The organism is Paraburkholderia sp. EB58 (assembly GCF_050436665.1).
Classification (GTDB): domain Bacteria; phylum Pseudomonadota; class Gammaproteobacteria; order Burkholderiales; family Burkholderiaceae; genus Paraburkholderia.
Genome location: NZ_JBNDMQ010000002.1, coordinates 462,637 through 478,338, shown reverse-complemented (window position 1 = coordinate 478,338; position 15,702 = coordinate 462,637). Strand labels below are relative to the sequence as shown.

Sequence of the window (15,702 nt, the reverse complement as noted above, 5' to 3'; positions counted from 1 at the left end):
GATTTACACCTGACTGCGCGCGGCTAACGCAGTCAACTTATCGCAGTCAAAAAAGCTCAGCGGGCTCCGTACAACTCCTTGAGCACCCGGGCCGGCCGGCCGGCAAACAGTGCCGACAGATTCGCCATGCGCGGGTTCGCGAGATCCCGGATCGCCGCGTCGTCCGCCAGAATCCGGCGGATCAGGTCGAATTTGCGCGCGCGCTCCAGCTCGTCGAGCCTCACCCCGGTTTCCGCGTCTTTTAACGCATCGACCAGGTGCCGGTACTCTTCCTGCAACGGCACCAGATCGCTCCACAGGGCGCGGCGCGCTGCCAGCAGCATGCGTGCGGAAATCGCTGCGATCGCCTCGTAGCGGGCAAAATATTCTGCGTTCGAAGTCATCTCATACTTTCCGCGGACGGCTGTGCCGCCATCCGCGCGATCTCCGGGGCAATCCCGATCCACGCTTCCTCGAGCGTGGCCAGCAGGCGGTCGACTTCGACCAGCATGACCTCGCTCTTCTGGATATTGGCTTCCAGCAGGCGACGCGTCATATAGCTATACAACGCATTCAGGCGCTCGGCGATCTCACCGCCTGCTTCGATGTTGAGCGACGCCTGCAACCCGCTTTCAATAATCCGGATCGCCTTGCTGATGGCATTCCCACGCGCCGCCACCGCCGACGGACCGCCTTGCTGGAGGTGCATGCGTCCCTGCGCAATCGCCTGACGCGCGCCCTGATACAGCATGACGACCAGACGGTGCGGACTGGCACCCATCACGCCTGTCTCGACACCCACCTTTGCGTATGCGTTGGCTCCAGCGTGTCCTTGGGAAAACATCGGCGCTCCTCCTTTGCTGCAGAATCGGAAAGTATGAGACGACTCCCCGGGCACGTCGCCGCGCCCGGATGTCAGTCTGTACCTGGTTATCGGATAGGCAACCGAAAAGCTTTAGGCCGCTATGAGGAGGTTTGAAGCGAAACGCCGCAAAATGCAACCGGCATGTCCGCAGTGGTGTCGTGTGGCGCCTCGCGGCCGCAAGCACCCGCTCGCGGACCGGAAACATCCTGGCACGCCCGCTACGGGTACGCCGGCGGTCCTGCTACCGGTGAGTGCATCAGCCGACGGCCATGCTATCAAACCGACATCTGCATGATGTCGTTGTAGGCGGACACCAGCTTGTTGCGCACCTGCAGGCCGAACTGGAGACCCAGGTTGGCCTTCTGACCGTCGATCATCACGTCGTTCAGCGAGACGTTGGGCGCGCCAATTTCGAACGCCTTCGCCTCGCCGGCCGCCGTGTTCTGGTCGGCGCTGATCTTGTCGAGCGACGCCTTAAGCGCCGACGCAAAACCGCTTGAGCTTGCCGCACCGGCCTGATCCGCCACGGATTCGGTGCCGCCGGCCGCCTGCGCGGCCATCGCCTGCATTTGCTGCAGCGCCGACGAGAGCGCGTTCACGGGCATTGTCATGTTCTCTCCAGAGGAAGGTAGAGCGGCGCAGCCAAGCCTAGCCGATCTGACCGAAAGAATATCAGTGGGCCTGGTTCGAAAGACCCGAAACTAGGGGGGAAACCCTGCTCTATTCGGGCAATCGGGTTGTCTGTGCCTGCGCATAATTCCAATGGTGAAAGTCTCTGTCCGTGCGCCCGCCGACCCCGGTGTGGCGGCAGCGGCAGGACCCCAGGCATCCCGGAGATACCCGACGCATGGATTCGTCAGCCAACTCGTTGATCAACCCCGACGCCCGTATGGGCCTCGCCAGCGCACAAGCGCCTGGCGGTGCGCCCGCCGCCGGTCAGGCCGGCGGCGCCGCGGACCTCGGCGGTGGAGGTCTCGGCGGCAACTTTACGCAGCGCCTGTCCGGCTTGACGCAGATGCGCGGCAATCCGCGCGCGCCGCTGATCTTCGCCGTCGCCGTGCTGGTCGCCGTCGTAGTCGGCCTGTGGCTCTGGTCGCGTGCACCGGAATACAAGGTGCTGTACAGCAACCTGTCAGACCAGGACGGTGGCTCGATCATCACCGCGCTGCAAGCGGCCAACATCCCCTACAAATTCTCCGACGGCGGCGGCGCGATTCTCGTGCCATCCGAAGACGTGCACGAAATGCGTCTGCGTCTCGCCTCACAGGGCTTGCCCAAGAGCGGCTCGGTCGGCTTCGAACTGATGGACAACGAGAAGTTCGGCATCAGTCAGTTCGCCGAGCAGGTCAATTACCAGCGGGCGCTGGAGGGTGAGCTCGAACGGACTATCGAATCGGTCAACGCGGTGAAGTCGGCGCGCGTGCATCTGGCCATCCCGAAGCCGTCCGTGTTCGTGCGCGACCATGAGACGCCGTCCGCCGCCGTGCTGGTGAACCTGTATCCGGGCCGCATGCTCGACGAAGGTCAGGTGACGGCGATCACCCATATGGTGGCGTCGGCGGTGCCCGACATGCCGGCACGCGGCGTGACCATCGTTGACCAGGACGGCAATCTGCTGACCCAGCCGCCGTCCAGCGCGGGGCTCGACGCCACCCAGCTCAAGTATGTGCAGCAGATCGAGCACGATACGCAGCAGCGTATCGACGCAATCCTGGCTCCCTTGTTCGGCGCCGGCAATGCGCACTCGCAGGTGAGCGCCGACGTCAATTTCGCGCAGGCCGAGCAGACTTCGGAAACCTACAGCCCGAACGCCAATCCGCAGCAGGCGGCGATTCGCAGCCAGCAGACCAGCACGGACACGGAGCTGTCGCAAGGCGGTGCTTCCGGCGTGCCGGGCGCGCTGTCGAACCAGCCGCCGCAACCGGCCTCCGCGCCGATCAACGCGCCGAACGGCACCGGCGCACCGGCCACGACGCCGGTCAGCGATCGCAAGGATGCGACCACCAACTACGAGCTCGACAAGACCGTGCGTCACATCCAGCAGTCGGTGGGCAACATCAAGCGGCTGTCGGTGGCGGTGGTGGTGAATTACCTGCCCACGGTGGATGCCAAGGGGCACGCGACCATGCAGCCGCTCAGCGCCGACAAGCTCGCTCAGGTCAATCAACTGGTGAAGGATGCGATGGGCTTCGACGCCCAGCGCGGCGACTCGGTGAACGTGGTCAACAGCGCCTTCACCACTGACGTCGACCCGAACGCGAACCTGCCGTGGTGGCGCACGCCTGACATGATCGCGCTGGCGAGGCAGCTTGGGACTTATCTGGGCATCGGCGCCGTCGCCCTGTTCCTGTACTTCGTGATGGTCAAGCCGGCCCTGCGCCGCGCCTTCCCGCCGCCGGCGCCGCCGATCGCCGCCTTGGCCTCGCCAGACGAGCCGATGCTGCTCGACGGCCTGCCGGTCGCCGAGCGCAACGGCAGCGCGGCTGGCGACGACGACGGCGAGTCCGAGCTGATGTCGCTTGAGAGCGATAAACACAAATTCGAGCGGAACCTGGAATACGCACGCAACATCGCGCGCCAGGATCCGAAGATCGTTGCAACTGTCGTCAAGAACTGGGTGTCCGATGAGCGCTGAAGGCGTGGTGAAAAGCGCGCTCCTGCTGATGTCGATCGGCGAGGAAGAAGCCGCGCAGGTATTCAGGTTTCTCGGGCCGCGCGAGGTCCAGAAGATCGGTGTCGCAATGGCGGCGCTGAAGAACGTGACGCGTGAGCAGGTCGACGAAGTCCTGCACGAATTCGTCCGCGAGGCCGAGCAGCACACGGCGCTGTCGCTCGATTCGAGCGACTACATCCGTTCGGTGCTGACCAAGGCGCTCGGTGACGACAAGGCCGGCGCGATCATCGACCGGATCCTGCAGGGCAGCGACACGAGCGGTATCGAGGGCCTGAAGTGGATGGATTCGTCGGCCGTGGCTGAGCTGATCAAGAACGAGCACCCGCAGATCATCGCGACCATCCTGGTTCACCTGGACCGCGATCAGGCCTCCGAGATCGTCTCCTGCTTCAGCGACCGGTTGCGCAACGACGTGCTGCTGCGGATCGCCACGCTCGACGGCATCCAGCCGGCCGCGCTGCGCGAACTGGACGACGTGCTGACTGGCCTGCTCTCCGGCAGCGACAACCTCAAGCGCAGCCCGATGGGCGGCATCCGCACTGCGGCGGAAATTCTCAACTTCATGTCGAGCAACCACGAAGAAGGCGTAATCGAAAACGTCCGCCAGTACGACGCCGAACTCGCGCAGAAGATCATCGACCAGATGTTCGTGTTCGAGAACCTGCTCGATCTGGAAGACCGCGCGATCCAGTTGCTGCTGAAGGAAGTCGAGTCCGAAGCGCTGATCATTTCGCTGAAGGGCGCCCCGCCGGCACTGCGTCAGAAGTTCCTCTCGAACATGTCGCAGCGTGCAGCGGAACTGCTCGCCGAAGACCTCGATGCCCGCGGCCCGGTACGCGTTTCCGAAGTGGAAACGCAGCAACGCCGCATTTTGCAGATCGTGCGCAACCTGGCAGAAAGCGGCCAGATCGCGATAGGCGGCAAGGCGGAAGATGCATATGTCTGATCAGGATCCCGCGCGCAAAGGCAGCCTCTCAGCCTACCAGCGCTGGGAGATGGCCTCGTTCGACCCAGTGCCGCCGGCGCCGCCGGAGGAGGTGGTCGACGACGGTGCCTTCGAAGCCGAACTGCAACGCCTGCGCGATGCCGCGCACGCTCAGGGCGTCGCCTCCGGTCACGTGGCCGGCCAGGCGCTCGGCTACCAGGCTGGCTACGACCAGGGTCACGCGCAAGGCTTCGCCCAGGGGCAGTCCGAAGCGCGCGAAGAAGCCGCGCGCCTCGCCGCACTGGCGGAAACCTTCAAGGCCGCGCTCGATGGCGCGCAACACGAAATTTCGGAAACGCTGGTCGCACTCGCGCTCGACATCGCGCAGCAGGTGGTGCGCCAGCACGTGCAGCACGACCCGGCCGCGCTGATCGCCGCCGCGCGCGAAGTGCTGGCAGTCGAGCCTGCACTGATCGGCGCGCCGCACCTGATCGTGAGCCCGGCTGACCTGCCGGTGGTCGAGGCTTATCTGATGGAAGAATTGCAGGCGCGCGGCTGGTCTGTGCGCACCGACCCGGCGGTCGAGCGCGGCGGTTGCCGCGCCCACGCCGGCACAGGCGAAGTGGACGCCGGCATCGACACACGTTGGGAGCGGGTTGCCGCCGCCCTCGGCAAGGCAAGCACATGGTAAAGCCGACCATCGAGGACATCCGCACGAGCGACCTGACGCCGCTCGAACAGGAGCTGGCGCTGGCGTCGTTCGGCGCCGAGGCGCTGCTGGCCGAGCCCAACGACACGACGCGTCCGAAGGCCACCTCGCACGATCCTCGCCATGGGCATTCGAGCTCCCCGTTTACCGCCGCGAGCCGCGACGGCGCACTGGCCGCGCCGAGCGCCGTCGACACGCCGCAACGCCCCGCGCCGAACCCGGCGTTCGCCAACAACCCTCACATGAACGCCTGGCGCGCTCATCTGGATGGACTGCGCGCCCGTAACGCCATCGCGAAACCGATGCGCGCCTGTGGACGTCTGACGCGAGCGGCGGGCCTCGTCCTCGAAGCGGTCGGGTTGCGCCTGTCGGTCGGCGCCGAGGTGATGATCGAACTACCGCAGGGCAGCTCGCTGTCGATGGCGGAAGCCGAAGTGGTGGGCTTCGCCGGTGACAAGCTGTTCCTGATGCCAACCACCGAGGTGATCGGCCTGTTGCCGGGCGCACGTGTCTATCCGCTCGAAAGCGCGCCGATCACCGATCCGATGGCGGGCGCGAAGCGCTTGCCGGTCGGTTGGGAATTGCTTGGCCGGGTGCTGGACGCCTCGGGGCGGCCGCTCGACGGACTCGGGCCTCTCGGCGCCAGATCGGACGCGCCGCTTTCCGCACCGACGATCAATCCGCTCAACCGCGAGCCGATCCACAAGGTGCTGGACGTCGGCGTACGCGCGATCAATGCGCTGCTGACGGTCGGCCGCGGCCAGCGCATGGGGCTCTTCGCCGGCTCGGGCGTCGGTAAATCGGTGCTGCTCGGCACGATGGCGCGATACACCAGCGCCGAGGTGATCGTGATTGGCCTGATCGGCGAACGCGGTCGCGAAGTCAAGGAATTCATTGAACAGATTCTTGGCGAGGACGGCCTTGCACGCTCGGTTGTCGTGGCTGCGCCCGCGGACGTCTCACCGCTCTTGCGGATGCAGGCCGCGGCGTACTCCACTTCGCTCGCCGAGTACTTCCGCGATCAGGGCAAGCACGTGCTGCTCTTGATGGACTCGCTGACCCGCTATGCGATGGCGCAGCGCGAAATCGCGCTCGCCGTCGGCGAGCCACCGGCCACCAAGGGCTATCCGCCCTCGGTATTCGCGAAGCTGCCGGCGCTGGTCGAGCGCACCGGCAATGGACCGGCGGGTGGTGGATCGATTACGGCGTTCTACACAGTGTTGACCGAGGGCGACGATCAGCAGGATCCGATCGCCGATTCGGCGCGCGCGATTCTGGACGGCCATATCGTGCTGTCGCGCTCGCTGGCGGAAGCCGGCCATTACCCGGCCATCGATATCGAAGCCTCGATCAGCCGCGCGATGACGGCGTTGATCGAAGAGCCGCACCTGGAGAAGACGCGTCTGTTCAAACAGATGCTGTCGCGTTACCAGCGTAACCGCGACCTGATCAATGTGGGCGCCTATTCAAGCGGACGCGACCAGCTACTCGACCGCGCGATCGCGCTATATCCGCGCATCGAAGCGTTTTTGCAACAGGGTTTCCGCGAATCTGCGGGATTCGACGCGAGTCTGCAACGACTCAATGCACTGTTTGGCTAAGGAGGTTGACGATGGCGAAACACTTTCCAATCAAGACGCTTATCGGCCTCGCCCAGGACGACGTGGACGCCGCCGCCCAACGCCTGGGCCGCGCCCAGCGCGAGGCGACCGACGCGCGGGCGCAGCTTGACGCCTTGGTGAGCTACCGCGACGAATACCACTCTCGCTTCACGGCAACCGCGCGGAGCGGGATGCCGGCCGGCAACATGCGCAATTTCCAGGCTTTCATCGACACGCTCGACGCCGCCATCGAACAGCAGCGCAAGCTGATGAACACGGCCAATGCGAAGGTCGAAGCGGCCAAGCCGGACTGGCAGCGCCAAAAACAGAAGCTAGGCTCGTACGAAGTACTGCAGGCACGCGGCAACGCAGCGGAAGCCCAGCAGACGGCAAGGCGCGAACAGCGCGACGCCGATGAACACGCAGCACGAACTCTCAGGATGCGCGCTGAGGGTGCATAACCCGCGCGCCTGCATGACCGCATGACCGGCACCCGCCGGCGCCTGAGCACCTGAGCGCATCACAGCGTCACCCGTACCGACCGGATTCACCGGATAGACAGGATCAGCCATGTCGCCACTTTCGCCTATCAGTTCGCTATTCGATGCTTCGAGCAGTTTGCCGACGAGTTCGCCGCTGAGCACCGCGAGCGCGCAGCCGTTCGGCCAGACCTTGCAACAGAGCATCGACTCGCAAAACGACGCGGCGCAGAGCGCGAGTACCGCCGCGCAGAGTGTGCCGCCACAGGCAGCCGCACCGTCGCCGGCGCCCGCGCCTTCGACGGATGCGCAGTCGTCTTCTTCGAGTGCGCAAGCCGCTTCACAGTCGAACACCCAGGCGTCGAGCAGCGCGAATAACAGCAGCAATACGGACAACGCCAATAACGGCAACGGTGCAAATGGCAGTGGCACTGGCTCGACCGTGTCCTCGGGCAACACGCAACAGGCGAGCAGCAACGATAAGAGCTCGACGTCGCAGCGCAGCGGCGACGCTTCGGGCAACCCCACGACTTCACCGGCTGCGGCATTAGTGACGGCGCAGATGCAGGCGCAGGCACAGCTTCAGGCCCAGGCCGACGCTGACGGCGCTAAAACCGCGACGACGGGCGATGCCAGTACGCTGCTGGACGGCACGACGGGCACCGCGGACAGCGACAAGACGGCGGACGGCTCGCATCACGGCAAGCGACTGGCCGCAGAGGATCCGAAGTCGGTCAGCGACGCGTTGCAAGCGGCGCTGGCAGCGCTCAGTGGTGGACAGAGTGTGGTACCAGCACAGGCCGTGAATGTCGGCAATGCGACGACGAACACTGGTGGGCTGAGCAGCGACAAGGCAATGGCTGAGCACGTCTCGACGAGCAGCAAGACGTTAGCGAGCGACTCGACGCAGGGTGACGCGAAGGGCAAGCTGGGCGACAAGATGGAGCAGACGGCGGCCACGACGGGGGGCACGGCGAGCACGGAAGCGAAGAACGCGGCTGACGCGCTGGCGGCGGCGACGACGGTTACGCAGGATAGCTTATCGAGCTCGAAGAGCACGGCGGACGCGGCGAATGCGGCGCTGGCGGCGAGCCAGGCTGCGGCGGCGAGCGCCTCGACAGCAACGACGGCAGCGGCGCAGGGGGCGAACCCGGCGGCCGCCGCCGCGGCGGCGAGCGCGCTGGCGTCGAAGGTGGGCACATCGGACTGGGAGGAGGAGTTGGGGCAGAAGGTGGTGTTTCTGGCGAACGGGGATCAGCAGAGTGCCCAGTTGAGTTTGAACCCGAAGGACCTAGGGCCACTTCAGGTGGTGTTGCAGGTTGCCGATAACCATGCACATGCGTTGTTTGTTTCGGAGCATCCGCAGGTTCGGGAGGCCGTTGAGGCGGCCTTGCCGAAGTTGCGGGAGGCGATGGAGCAAAATGGGATTGGGCTGGGCAGTGCGAGTGTCTCCGACGGGTTTGCGCGGCAGACTGGGCAGGGCGGTCAGTCTTCTAACGGGTCTGCCAAGGGTCGTTCTGGCAGCGGGTTTGCCTCCGGCGGGGATTCTGAGGGCGATGCTACTGTGGGTAATGTTGCCGTTCGGCGGTCTGTGGGGTTGGTGGATACGTTTGCTTGATTTTTTTTTGCCTGCGCGGCGCTTTTGGGGGGGTGCGTGCGGCGCCTTGGTTTTGGTTGTTCGCCTGCGGCGTTGGCCTTTCCTTGCATTCTTATCGGTCTATTAGCTTCGCCCCTGTGCGGGGCGGCACCTACTTTCTTTGCCGCCGCAAAGAAAGTAGGCAAAGAAAGCGGGCTGCAACCGCCAGCCCGTAGTGAGCCATCTCGGTCATCCACCGGGAACGGCCCGAGACGAGACGTGCCCTCGCACCACACGCGCTAGTGACACAGCAGTCATTCATCCCGCCCACGCACTCCGTGCGCGGCGGTCAGGTCCACTAACTCGGGCTTGCTTCTGCCCGCGATTCATTCGGTTTCGTCTTCAGCTGTACCCGTCCCAAACCGCTTGCGTTACGCGCGAGGCGCTTGCGTTGAACTGTGCGCAACATGGCGGCGCAAATCACGCAGCGAGGCGACTCGGGGGAACGTACGGCGGCGTGTGCATGGCTATGACGCCCGCCGAGACATGCAGAGGGGGTTATGCCCGACGGCGGGGCGCGAAGCGCGACGCTGAAGCGGATGAGTGCTTTGTCACTGAGGTGTGTGGCGCGAGGGCGGCTCTCGTTTTGGGCCGTTCCCGGTTCACGACAGAGATGGACACCTAAAGGCTGGCGGTTGCAGCCCGCTTTCTTTGCCTACTTTCTTTGCGGCGGCAAAGAAAGTAGGTGCCGCCCCGCACAGGGGCGAAGCTAATAGACCACTAAGAATGCAAGGAAAGGCCAACACCGTAGGCAAACAACCAAGGGCAACGCCAACAGCCCGATAAGAATGCAAGGAAAGGCCAACACCGCAGGAACAACAACCAAAGCGCCGCGCAGGCAAAAAAGCAAAAAACAAAACCATAGTCAGACAAACGAAACAAACCCAAGAGATACCCCCCAAACCCCCTTCTTTTCGACCCATCACGCAACACGCAAGTGAACAACAATTCACCCTACCAGCACTGAGGCAACCAAGCACCCATGGCATCGACGACCGCAAACCAGCAAGCAACCGTTCAGCCGGCCGCTCCAGGCCCAATGAAGCGCATCATCCTGATCGTGCTGATCGCGCTGCTAGCTGCAGGCGCAGCCGGCGCCGGTACTTGGTTCTTCATGTCCCGCCGTGAGCCGGCCCCCGCTCCGGCACAGTCCGCCGCGGCAGCTCCCGCGCCGCTCGCAATCCCGGTGTTCTTCCCGCTCGAACCCATGACCGTCAACCTGCAATCGGATGACGGCCAGCAACACTATCTGCGCATCGGTCTCACGCTCAAGCTGAATGATCCCAAGGTCCAGCAACAGCTCACCGATCACATGCCGGAAATCCGCAGCCGCGTCCTGCTCGCGCTGTCGAACAAACACCCGGATGATCTCGCGCCCCTCGACGGCAAGCGCGCGCTCGCCACCGAACTCAAGACGCTCATCGAACAGCCGACCGACAAAGGGGCCGCGCCCGTCAATGTCGAAGATGTCCTGTTCACCGAATTCGTCGTGCAGTGACGCCGCGTAACGCTGCTGCCATCATCAACCGCCAAGGGACGCACGAGGAATAGGAATGGGCCACGAAGAGTTCATGTCCCAGGAGGAGGTCGATGCACTCCTCAAGGGCGTAACCGGCGAGTCCGACTCGGAAGCGGAGCAGGCTGATCGCTCCGGTGTCCGGCCGTACAACATCGCTACGCAGGAACGCATCGTCCGCGGCCGGATGCCCGGCCTCGAAATCATCAACGACCGCTTCGCGCGTCTGTTGCGCGTCGGTATCTTCAACTTCATGCGGCGTACCGCGGAGATTTCCGTCGGCCCCGTGAAGGTGCTGAAGTACAGCGAGTTCACCCGCAACCTGCCAATCCCGACCAACCTGAACCTGGTCCACGTGAAGCCGTTGCGCGGTACGTCGCTGTTCGTGTTCGACCCGAACCTCGTGTTCTTTGTGGTCGACAACCTGTTCGGCGGCGACGGGCGTTTCCATACCCGCGTCGAAGGACGTGACTTCACCGCGACCGAACAACGCATCATCAGCAAGCTGCTCAACCTCGTGTTCGAGCACTACACGACGTCGTGGAAGAGCGTGCGTCCGTTGCAGTTCGAATTCGTGCGCTCGGAAATGCACACGCAGTTCGCCAACGTCGCGACGCCGAACGAAATTGTCATCGTCACGCAGTTCTCGATCGAGTTCGGCTCCACCGGCGGCACGCTGCATATCTGCATGCCCTACTCGATGATCGAACCGATCCGCGACATCCTGTCATCGCCGATCCAGGGCGAAGCCGTCGACGTCGACCGCCGCTGGGTGCGCGTGCTCTCGCAACAGGTGCAGGCCGCGGAAGTCGAACTGACCGCCGATCTCGCGCAGATCCCGATCACGTTCGAGCAGATCCTGAACATGCGCAAAGGCGATGTGCTGCCCATCAACATCCCCGAACACATCACCGCCAAGGTGGATGGAGTGCCGGTGATGGAATGCGGCTACGGTATTTTCAATGGTCAATATTCGTTGCGCGTCCAGAAAATGATCAGCGCAGCGGACACGATGAAGGAAGGTGGATATGACTGAGCTGAACGCAACGCCGGAGAAGGAACTGCCGGCAGAGCCGCAACTGCCCGGCGCGGAAGTAGACGACGCCGCGCTCGACGACTGGGCCAGCGCCCTCGCCGAACAGAACGATAACAGCGCCGTCAACGCGACGACCGCCGGCGTGTTCCAGCCGCTGTCGAAGGTGGAACCGAACACGACGCGCAACGACATCGACATGATCCTGGACATTCCGGTCCAGATGACAGTCGAGCTCGGCCGCACCAAGATCGCCATTCGTAACCTGCTGCAACTCGCGCAAGGCTCGGTGGTGGAACTCGACGGCCTCGCCGGTGAGCCGATGGACGTGCTCGTCAACGGCTGTCTGATCGCGCAGGGTGAAGTCGTCGTGGTCAACGACAAGTTCGGTATCCGCCTGACCGACATCATCACGCCGTCCGAGCGGATCCGGAAGCTGAATCGATGAAACGCCTTGCCGGGCGCATTGCGAGCGGTTGCGGGCACGTCCTGCTGGCCGCGCTGCTGGCCCTCCCTTCGTTGAGCGCCGCCGCAGCTGACATGAATGCGGTCAATCATCCCGCCCCGATCGCGTCCAATGTTGGCGCCGGCTCTGCCGTGCCGTCGCTGGGTGTCGGCGCGGTGCTGCAAACCGTCTTCGGCCTGCTGGTCGTGATCGGTCTCGTGTTCGCCTGCGCGTGGCTCGCGCGCCGATTCGGCCTGCAACCGGGCAGTCGCGGCGGCCTCGTGAAGACCATCGGCGGTGCGTCGCTCGGCGGCAAGGAGCGCGTCGCCGTCGTCGAGATCGGCGATACCTGGCTCGTGCTCGGCGCGGCACCCGGCAATGTCCGTCTGCTGCACACCATGCCGGCCGGTTCGACTACGGGCGTGGGAGCATCCGCCGCAACGCTGCCGCCAGGCAATCCGGGCAGCGCGCTGCCCGGTACCTTCGGACAGCGCTTTCGCGAGGCGCTGAAGGGCGAAGTGGGCAAACGTTTCAACCGGCCAGACGGCAGGGATCAGTAAATGCAGTTCAGTCATCCACAAGCGCGCTGCGAGCACGCGGCCTCGACCCGTGTCTCCGCTACCCGCCGGCGCAGCCTCCTTGCCACATTCAGCAGCACGCTACGGCGCCTTGCAACCTTGGCATTGCCGGCATTGCCGATCCTGCTGATGGCAATGCCATCGCTGTCGTTCGCCCAGACGGCCGGTCTGCCCGCCTTCAACACCAGCCCGGGACCGAATGGCGGCACGACCTATTCCCTGAGCGTGCAGACCATGCTGCTGCTCACGGTACTGTCGTTCCTGCCGGCCATGCTGTTGATGATGACGAGCTTCACGCGCATCATCATCGTGCTGTCGCTGCTGCGCCAGGCGCTGGGCACCACCACCACGCCGCCGAACCAGGTGCTGGTCGGTCTTGCGCTGTTCCTCACGCTGTTCATCATGTCGCCGGTGATCGACAAGGCCTATAACGACGGCTACAAGCCGTTTTCGGACGGCACGCTGCCGATGGATCAGGCGGTCACACGCGGTCTCGCGCCGTTCAAGACGTTCATGCTGCGGCAGACCCGCGAGACCGACCTCGCGCTGTTCGCGCGGATCTCGCACGCACCGCCGATGCAGGGCCCGGAAGACGTGCCGCTGCCGCTGCTGGTGCCGGCCTTTGTGACGAGCGAGCTGAAAACCGGCTTCCAGATTGGCTTTACCATCTTCATTCCGTTCCTGATCATCGACATGGTGGTGGCGAGCGTGCTGATGTCGATGGGGATGATGATGGTCTCGCCTGCGACGATCTCACTGCCGTTCAAGCTGATGCTGTTCGTGCTGGTGGACGGCTGGCAGTTGCTGATCGGCTCGCTCGCGCAGAGCTTCGTCTAACCTGTTTAACCCTCAACGCTTCTGGCCCATTCATCATGACACCCGAATCAGTCATGGCGCTCGCGCACCAGGCGATGTACATCGCCTTGCTGATGTCCGCACCGTTGTTGCTCGTGGCGCTCGTTGTCGGTCTGGCCGTGAGCCTGTTTCAGGCAGCCACGCAGATCAACGAAACAACCCTGTCGTTCATCCCCAAGCTGCTGGCGATCGCCATCACCCTGGTAGTTGCCGGTCCGTGGATGCTGACGAACATGCTCGACTATCTGCGCCAGATGCTGATGAACATCCCGACGCTCGCCAACTGAGCGACGCAAGGGACTAGGCCGCCGCCATGTTTTCCGTCACCTATGCGCAACTGAACTCGTGGATGGCCGCGTTTCTGTGGCCGCTCGTGCGGATTCTGGCGCTGGTGGCCAGCGCACCGTTGTTCGGCAATGCGTCCGTTTCGACACCGGTGAAGGTCGGCCTGTCCTGCTTCATCACCATCATCGTCGCCCCGACGCTCGGCCCGATGCCGCAGTTCACGGTCTTCTCGGCGATGGGCGTATGGATCATCGTCAACCAGTTCGTGATCGGCGCCGCACTCGGCCTGACCATGCAGATCGTCTTCACCGCGATTCAGGCCACCGGCGAATTCGTCGGTCTCGGCATGGGTCTGGGCTTCGCGACCTTTTTCGATCAGCAATCGAGCGGCTCGACCGCGGTGCTCTCGAGCTATCTGAACGTGTTTGCGATGCTGGTGTTTCTGGTGCTCGACGGTCACCTGCAGATGGTGAGCGCGCTGATCGCCACCTTCCAGACGCTGCCGATCTCCGCCGACCTGCTCGGCGCCGCCGGCTGGCGCTCGCTGGTGAACTGGGGTGGCACGATCTTTTCGATGGGGCTGCTGCTGGCGTTGCCGGTGGTTGCTGCCCTGCTGATCGCCAACCTGTCGCTCGGCATTCTCAACCGCGCCGCGCCGCAGATCGGCGTGTTCCAGATCGGCTTTCCGCTGACGATGCTGGTCGGTATGCTGCTATTGCAGTTGATGGTGCCGAACATGATTCCGTTCTTCGCGCGGCTGTTCGATAACGGGATTGAGCAGATGGCGCGGGTCGCGGCGGGACTGCATTAGCAGCGGCACCCGCCGTCACGAGCGGACGCCGCTCGTCGCTTACTGATTCAGGTACTGGAACAACGACTGTTGCTGAACCTGCACGAACGCCTGTTCCGACGCCTGCAGCGAGTATTGCGTCTGCGTGTATTGGCTGATCGTCTGGGTCAGATTGGTCGAAACGATGCCGCTCAACGCCGTCGTATTTTGCGACGTCAGCGACGCGGTCACGGTCTGCATCGCCTCAACCTGCTGCGTCCGGCCGCCCACCGACGCCTGCACCGCGGTCACATTGTTCAGCGTGTTCTCCACCTGAGTGAGACCCGACGCGAGTGAATTCGTCAGAGCCGCCTGCGCGGTGGGCGTGTCGGCCGGCGTCTGCAACGCCGTGATCATGCTCTGGATGGTCGAAAAAATATTCGAGTTCGTGGTGTTCGCCGCGGGCGTCACGGTGAACGAATCGCCGTTGGCCGGTGCGCCGGAAATCGCCACGCTCATACCGGTCGTGCCCAGCGCAATGGAAGAGCCAGCGGTATAGGTCGGGTCCGCCGTTGCCGGGGTGGTCACTGGGGGTGTGATTTGCGTGCCGGTCGTGGTATCGGTCACCGTGTAGGTCGTTACCGCCGCGCTGCCGGTGCCGGTCACGGTGAAATTGATCGCGTAGGCGTCGTTTTCGGCGGCAGTCGTTGAGCCGCTGGTGCTCACCGCGCCGATCGTCCCCGTGCCGGTATTCGTCGCGGCGCCTGCGGGAACCGGGCTCGCCGTTTGCGGCGTGACGCTCAGGAAAACTGACGAGCCGCTGTCACTGGTCGCGACCGAGGTTGAATCGGAGATCTGCACGCTCGACACACCGTTATCGCCGTTATAGACGATTGCCCCGGACGTATTCTGCGTGAACGGTTGCGATGCCGACTGGAAGCCGCCGAACAGGTAGCCGCCGCCCGGCGAGGTCGTGTTGCCGTAGCTCACCAGTTCGTTCTCGAGACCCTGGAGCGTAGTGGCGATCGAACCGCGGTTCGTATCGTTAAGGGTGCCGTCGCCGGCGCCGACCAACTGTTGATGCACGGATTGCAGCGCGGTGATAACGCTCGTAAGCGTCGTATCTTCCGAATTCAGGTTGGTTGTCGCGCTGCTCTGATTGGTTGCGTATTGCGACAGCGCGGCGCCTTGCTCGCTGAGCTGCACCGCCTGCGCCGCGCCCAGCGGATTGTCCGAGGGGGTCGAGATGGCCGAGCCGCTCGAGATTTCTCCATAAAGCTGGGCGAGTTCGGCTTGCTGATTGTCCATTGCCTGGACGTTCATGCTCTGAAATTGGGACGTAGAGATACGCAT

At 63.9% G+C, this 15,702-nt stretch carries 17 protein-coding genes; 13 read left to right on the top strand and 4 right to left on the bottom strand.

All coding sequences use genetic code 11. The annotated features are described in order from the left end of the window. Window positions 1–56 precede the first annotated feature (56 nt). The 3 genes from P3T40_RS04780 to fliE all read right to left on the bottom strand — a co-directional run bounded on the left by P3T40_RS04780 (window position 57) and on the right by fliE (window position 1,455). A complete protein-coding gene (locus P3T40_RS04780) occupies window positions 57–383 on the bottom strand; it encodes a flagellar protein FliT (RefSeq protein WP_429266518.1) in 327 nt (108 codons plus the stop codon). Continuing rightward, window positions 380–823, bottom strand: coding sequence for a flagellar export chaperone FliS (fliS, locus tag P3T40_RS04775; protein WP_429266517.1), 444 nt, complete (start codon window positions 821–823; stop codon window positions 380–382). Before fliS ends, P3T40_RS04780 begins: the two co-directional genes overlap by 4 nt. Window positions 824–1,119: 296 nt before the next feature. Then, the gene (fliE, locus tag P3T40_RS04770) at window positions 1,120–1,455 is read right to left on the bottom strand and encodes a flagellar hook-basal body complex protein FliE (protein WP_429266516.1); all 336 of its coding nucleotides are present in this window, start codon (window positions 1,453–1,455) and stop codon (window positions 1,120–1,122) included. Window positions 1,456–1,691: 236 nt separating this feature from the next. Here fliE and fliF point away from each other — a divergent pair, with 236 nt between their 5' ends. From fliF to fliR, 13 genes are all read left to right on the top strand, one after another. Beyond that, a complete protein-coding gene (fliF, locus tag P3T40_RS04765; protein WP_429266515.1) occupies window positions 1,692–3,479 on the top strand; it encodes a flagellar basal-body MS-ring/collar protein FliF in 1,788 nt (595 codons plus the stop codon). After that, the gene (fliG, locus tag P3T40_RS04760) at window positions 3,469–4,464 is read left to right on the top strand and encodes a flagellar motor switch protein FliG (protein ID WP_429266514.1); all 996 of its coding nucleotides are present in this window, start codon (window positions 3,469–3,471) and stop codon (window positions 4,462–4,464) included. The genes fliF and fliG overlap by 11 nt, the downstream gene beginning before the upstream one ends. Further along, window positions 4,451–5,134 carry a flagellar assembly protein FliH gene (fliH, locus tag P3T40_RS04755; protein WP_429266513.1) on the top strand — a complete coding sequence of 228 codons (684 nt, stop codon included), beginning with the start codon at window positions 4,451–4,453 and terminating at the stop codon, window positions 5,132–5,134. Before fliG ends, fliH begins: the two co-directional genes overlap by 14 nt. Beyond that, window positions 5,128–6,753 carry a flagellar protein export ATPase FliI gene (gene fliI / locus P3T40_RS04750; RefSeq protein ID WP_429266512.1) on the top strand — a complete coding sequence of 542 codons (1,626 nt, stop codon included), beginning with the start codon at window positions 5,128–5,130 and terminating at the stop codon, window positions 6,751–6,753. The genes fliH and fliI overlap by 7 nt, the downstream gene beginning before the upstream one ends. A gap of 11 nt (window positions 6,754–6,764) precedes the next feature. Beyond that, window positions 6,765–7,214, top strand: a complete 450-nt coding sequence (gene fliJ / locus P3T40_RS04745; RefSeq protein ID WP_429266511.1) for a flagellar export protein FliJ — start codon at window positions 6,765–6,767, stop codon at window positions 7,212–7,214. Window positions 7,215–7,323: 109 nt separating this feature from the next. After that, window positions 7,324–8,850 carry a flagellar hook-length control protein FliK gene (locus P3T40_RS04740; RefSeq protein ID WP_429266510.1) on the top strand — a complete coding sequence of 509 codons (1,527 nt, stop codon included), beginning with the start codon at window positions 7,324–7,326 and terminating at the stop codon, window positions 8,848–8,850. A 1,000-nt stretch (window positions 8,851–9,850) separates the two neighbouring features. Then, complete coding sequence (fliL, locus tag P3T40_RS04735) at window positions 9,851–10,366, top strand: flagellar basal body-associated protein FliL (protein ID WP_429266509.1); 516 nt, start codon at window positions 9,851–9,853, stop codon at window positions 10,364–10,366. Between the two features lie 55 nt (window positions 10,367–10,421). After that, the gene (fliM, locus tag P3T40_RS04730; protein ID WP_429266508.1) at window positions 10,422–11,420 is read left to right on the top strand and encodes a flagellar motor switch protein FliM; all 999 of its coding nucleotides are present in this window, start codon (window positions 10,422–10,424) and stop codon (window positions 11,418–11,420) included. Next, complete coding sequence (gene fliN / locus P3T40_RS04725) at window positions 11,413–11,865, top strand: flagellar motor switch protein FliN (RefSeq protein ID WP_429266507.1); 453 nt, start codon at window positions 11,413–11,415, stop codon at window positions 11,863–11,865. The genes fliM and fliN overlap by 8 nt, the downstream gene beginning before the upstream one ends. Then, window positions 11,862–12,422: a flagellar biosynthetic protein FliO gene (gene fliO / locus P3T40_RS04720; RefSeq protein WP_429266506.1), complete on the top strand. Its 561-nt coding sequence runs from the start codon at window positions 11,862–11,864 to the stop codon at window positions 12,420–12,422. The genes fliN and fliO overlap by 4 nt, the downstream gene beginning before the upstream one ends. Beyond that, on the top strand, window positions 12,423–13,277 hold the full coding sequence (gene fliP, locus P3T40_RS04715) for a flagellar type III secretion system pore protein FliP (RefSeq protein ID WP_429266505.1): 855 nt from the start codon (window positions 12,423–12,425) through the stop codon (window positions 13,275–13,277). 35 nt (window positions 13,278–13,312) lie between these two features. After that, window positions 13,313–13,582, top strand: coding sequence for a flagellar biosynthesis protein FliQ (gene fliQ / locus P3T40_RS04710; protein ID WP_429266504.1), 270 nt, complete (start codon window positions 13,313–13,315; stop codon window positions 13,580–13,582). A 26-nt stretch (window positions 13,583–13,608) separates the two neighbouring features. Continuing rightward, window positions 13,609–14,391, top strand: coding sequence for a flagellar biosynthetic protein FliR (gene fliR / locus P3T40_RS04705; protein WP_429266503.1), 783 nt, complete (start codon window positions 13,609–13,611; stop codon window positions 14,389–14,391). 39 nt (window positions 14,392–14,430) lie between these two features. Here fliR and flgL read toward each other — a convergent pair whose 3' ends face one another. After that, on the bottom strand, window positions 14,431–15,702 hold the full coding sequence (gene flgL, locus P3T40_RS04700; RefSeq protein ID WP_429266502.1) for a flagellar hook-associated protein FlgL: 1,272 nt from the start codon (window positions 15,700–15,702) through the stop codon (window positions 14,431–14,433).

Coding starts and splice junctions, on each gene's coding strand:
- fliM (WP_429266508.1), top strand. CDS start 10,422: ATGGGCCACGAAGAGTTCATGTCCCAGGAGGAGGTCGATGCACTCCTC.
- fliN (WP_429266507.1), top strand. CDS start 11,413: ATGACTGAGCTGAACGCAACGCCGGAGAAGGAACTGCCGGCAGAGCCG.
- P3T40_RS04780 (WP_429266518.1), bottom strand. CDS start 383: ATGACTTCGAACGCAGAATATTTTGCCCGCTACGAGGCGATCGCAGCG.
- fliP (WP_429266505.1), top strand. CDS start 12,423: ATGCAGTTCAGTCATCCACAAGCGCGCTGCGAGCACGCGGCCTCGACC.
- fliF (WP_429266515.1), top strand. CDS start 1,692: ATGGATTCGTCAGCCAACTCGTTGATCAACCCCGACGCCCGTATGGGC.
- fliH (WP_429266513.1), top strand. CDS start 4,451: ATGCATATGTCTGATCAGGATCCCGCGCGCAAAGGCAGCCTCTCAGCC.
- fliQ (WP_429266504.1), top strand. CDS start 13,313: ATGACACCCGAATCAGTCATGGCGCTCGCGCACCAGGCGATGTACATC.
- fliS (WP_429266517.1), bottom strand. CDS start 823: ATGTTTTCCCAAGGACACGCTGGAGCCAACGCATACGCAAAGGTGGGT.
- fliI (WP_429266512.1), top strand. CDS start 5,128: ATGGTAAAGCCGACCATCGAGGACATCCGCACGAGCGACCTGACGCCG.
- P3T40_RS04740 (WP_429266510.1), top strand. CDS start 7,324: ATGTCGCCACTTTCGCCTATCAGTTCGCTATTCGATGCTTCGAGCAGT.
- fliG (WP_429266514.1), top strand. CDS start 3,469: ATGAGCGCTGAAGGCGTGGTGAAAAGCGCGCTCCTGCTGATGTCGATC.
- fliE (WP_429266516.1), bottom strand. CDS start 1,455: ATGACAATGCCCGTGAACGCGCTCTCGTCGGCGCTGCAGCAAATGCAG.
- fliL (WP_429266509.1), top strand. CDS start 9,851: ATGGCATCGACGACCGCAAACCAGCAAGCAACCGTTCAGCCGGCCGCT.
- fliO (WP_429266506.1), top strand. CDS start 11,862: ATGAAACGCCTTGCCGGGCGCATTGCGAGCGGTTGCGGGCACGTCCTG.
- fliR (WP_429266503.1), top strand. CDS start 13,609: ATGTTTTCCGTCACCTATGCGCAACTGAACTCGTGGATGGCCGCGTTT.
- flgL (WP_429266502.1), bottom strand. CDS start 15,702: ATGCGTATCTCTACGTCCCAATTTCAGAGCATGAACGTCCAGGCAATG.
- fliJ (WP_429266511.1), top strand. CDS start 6,765: ATGGCGAAACACTTTCCAATCAAGACGCTTATCGGCCTCGCCCAGGAC.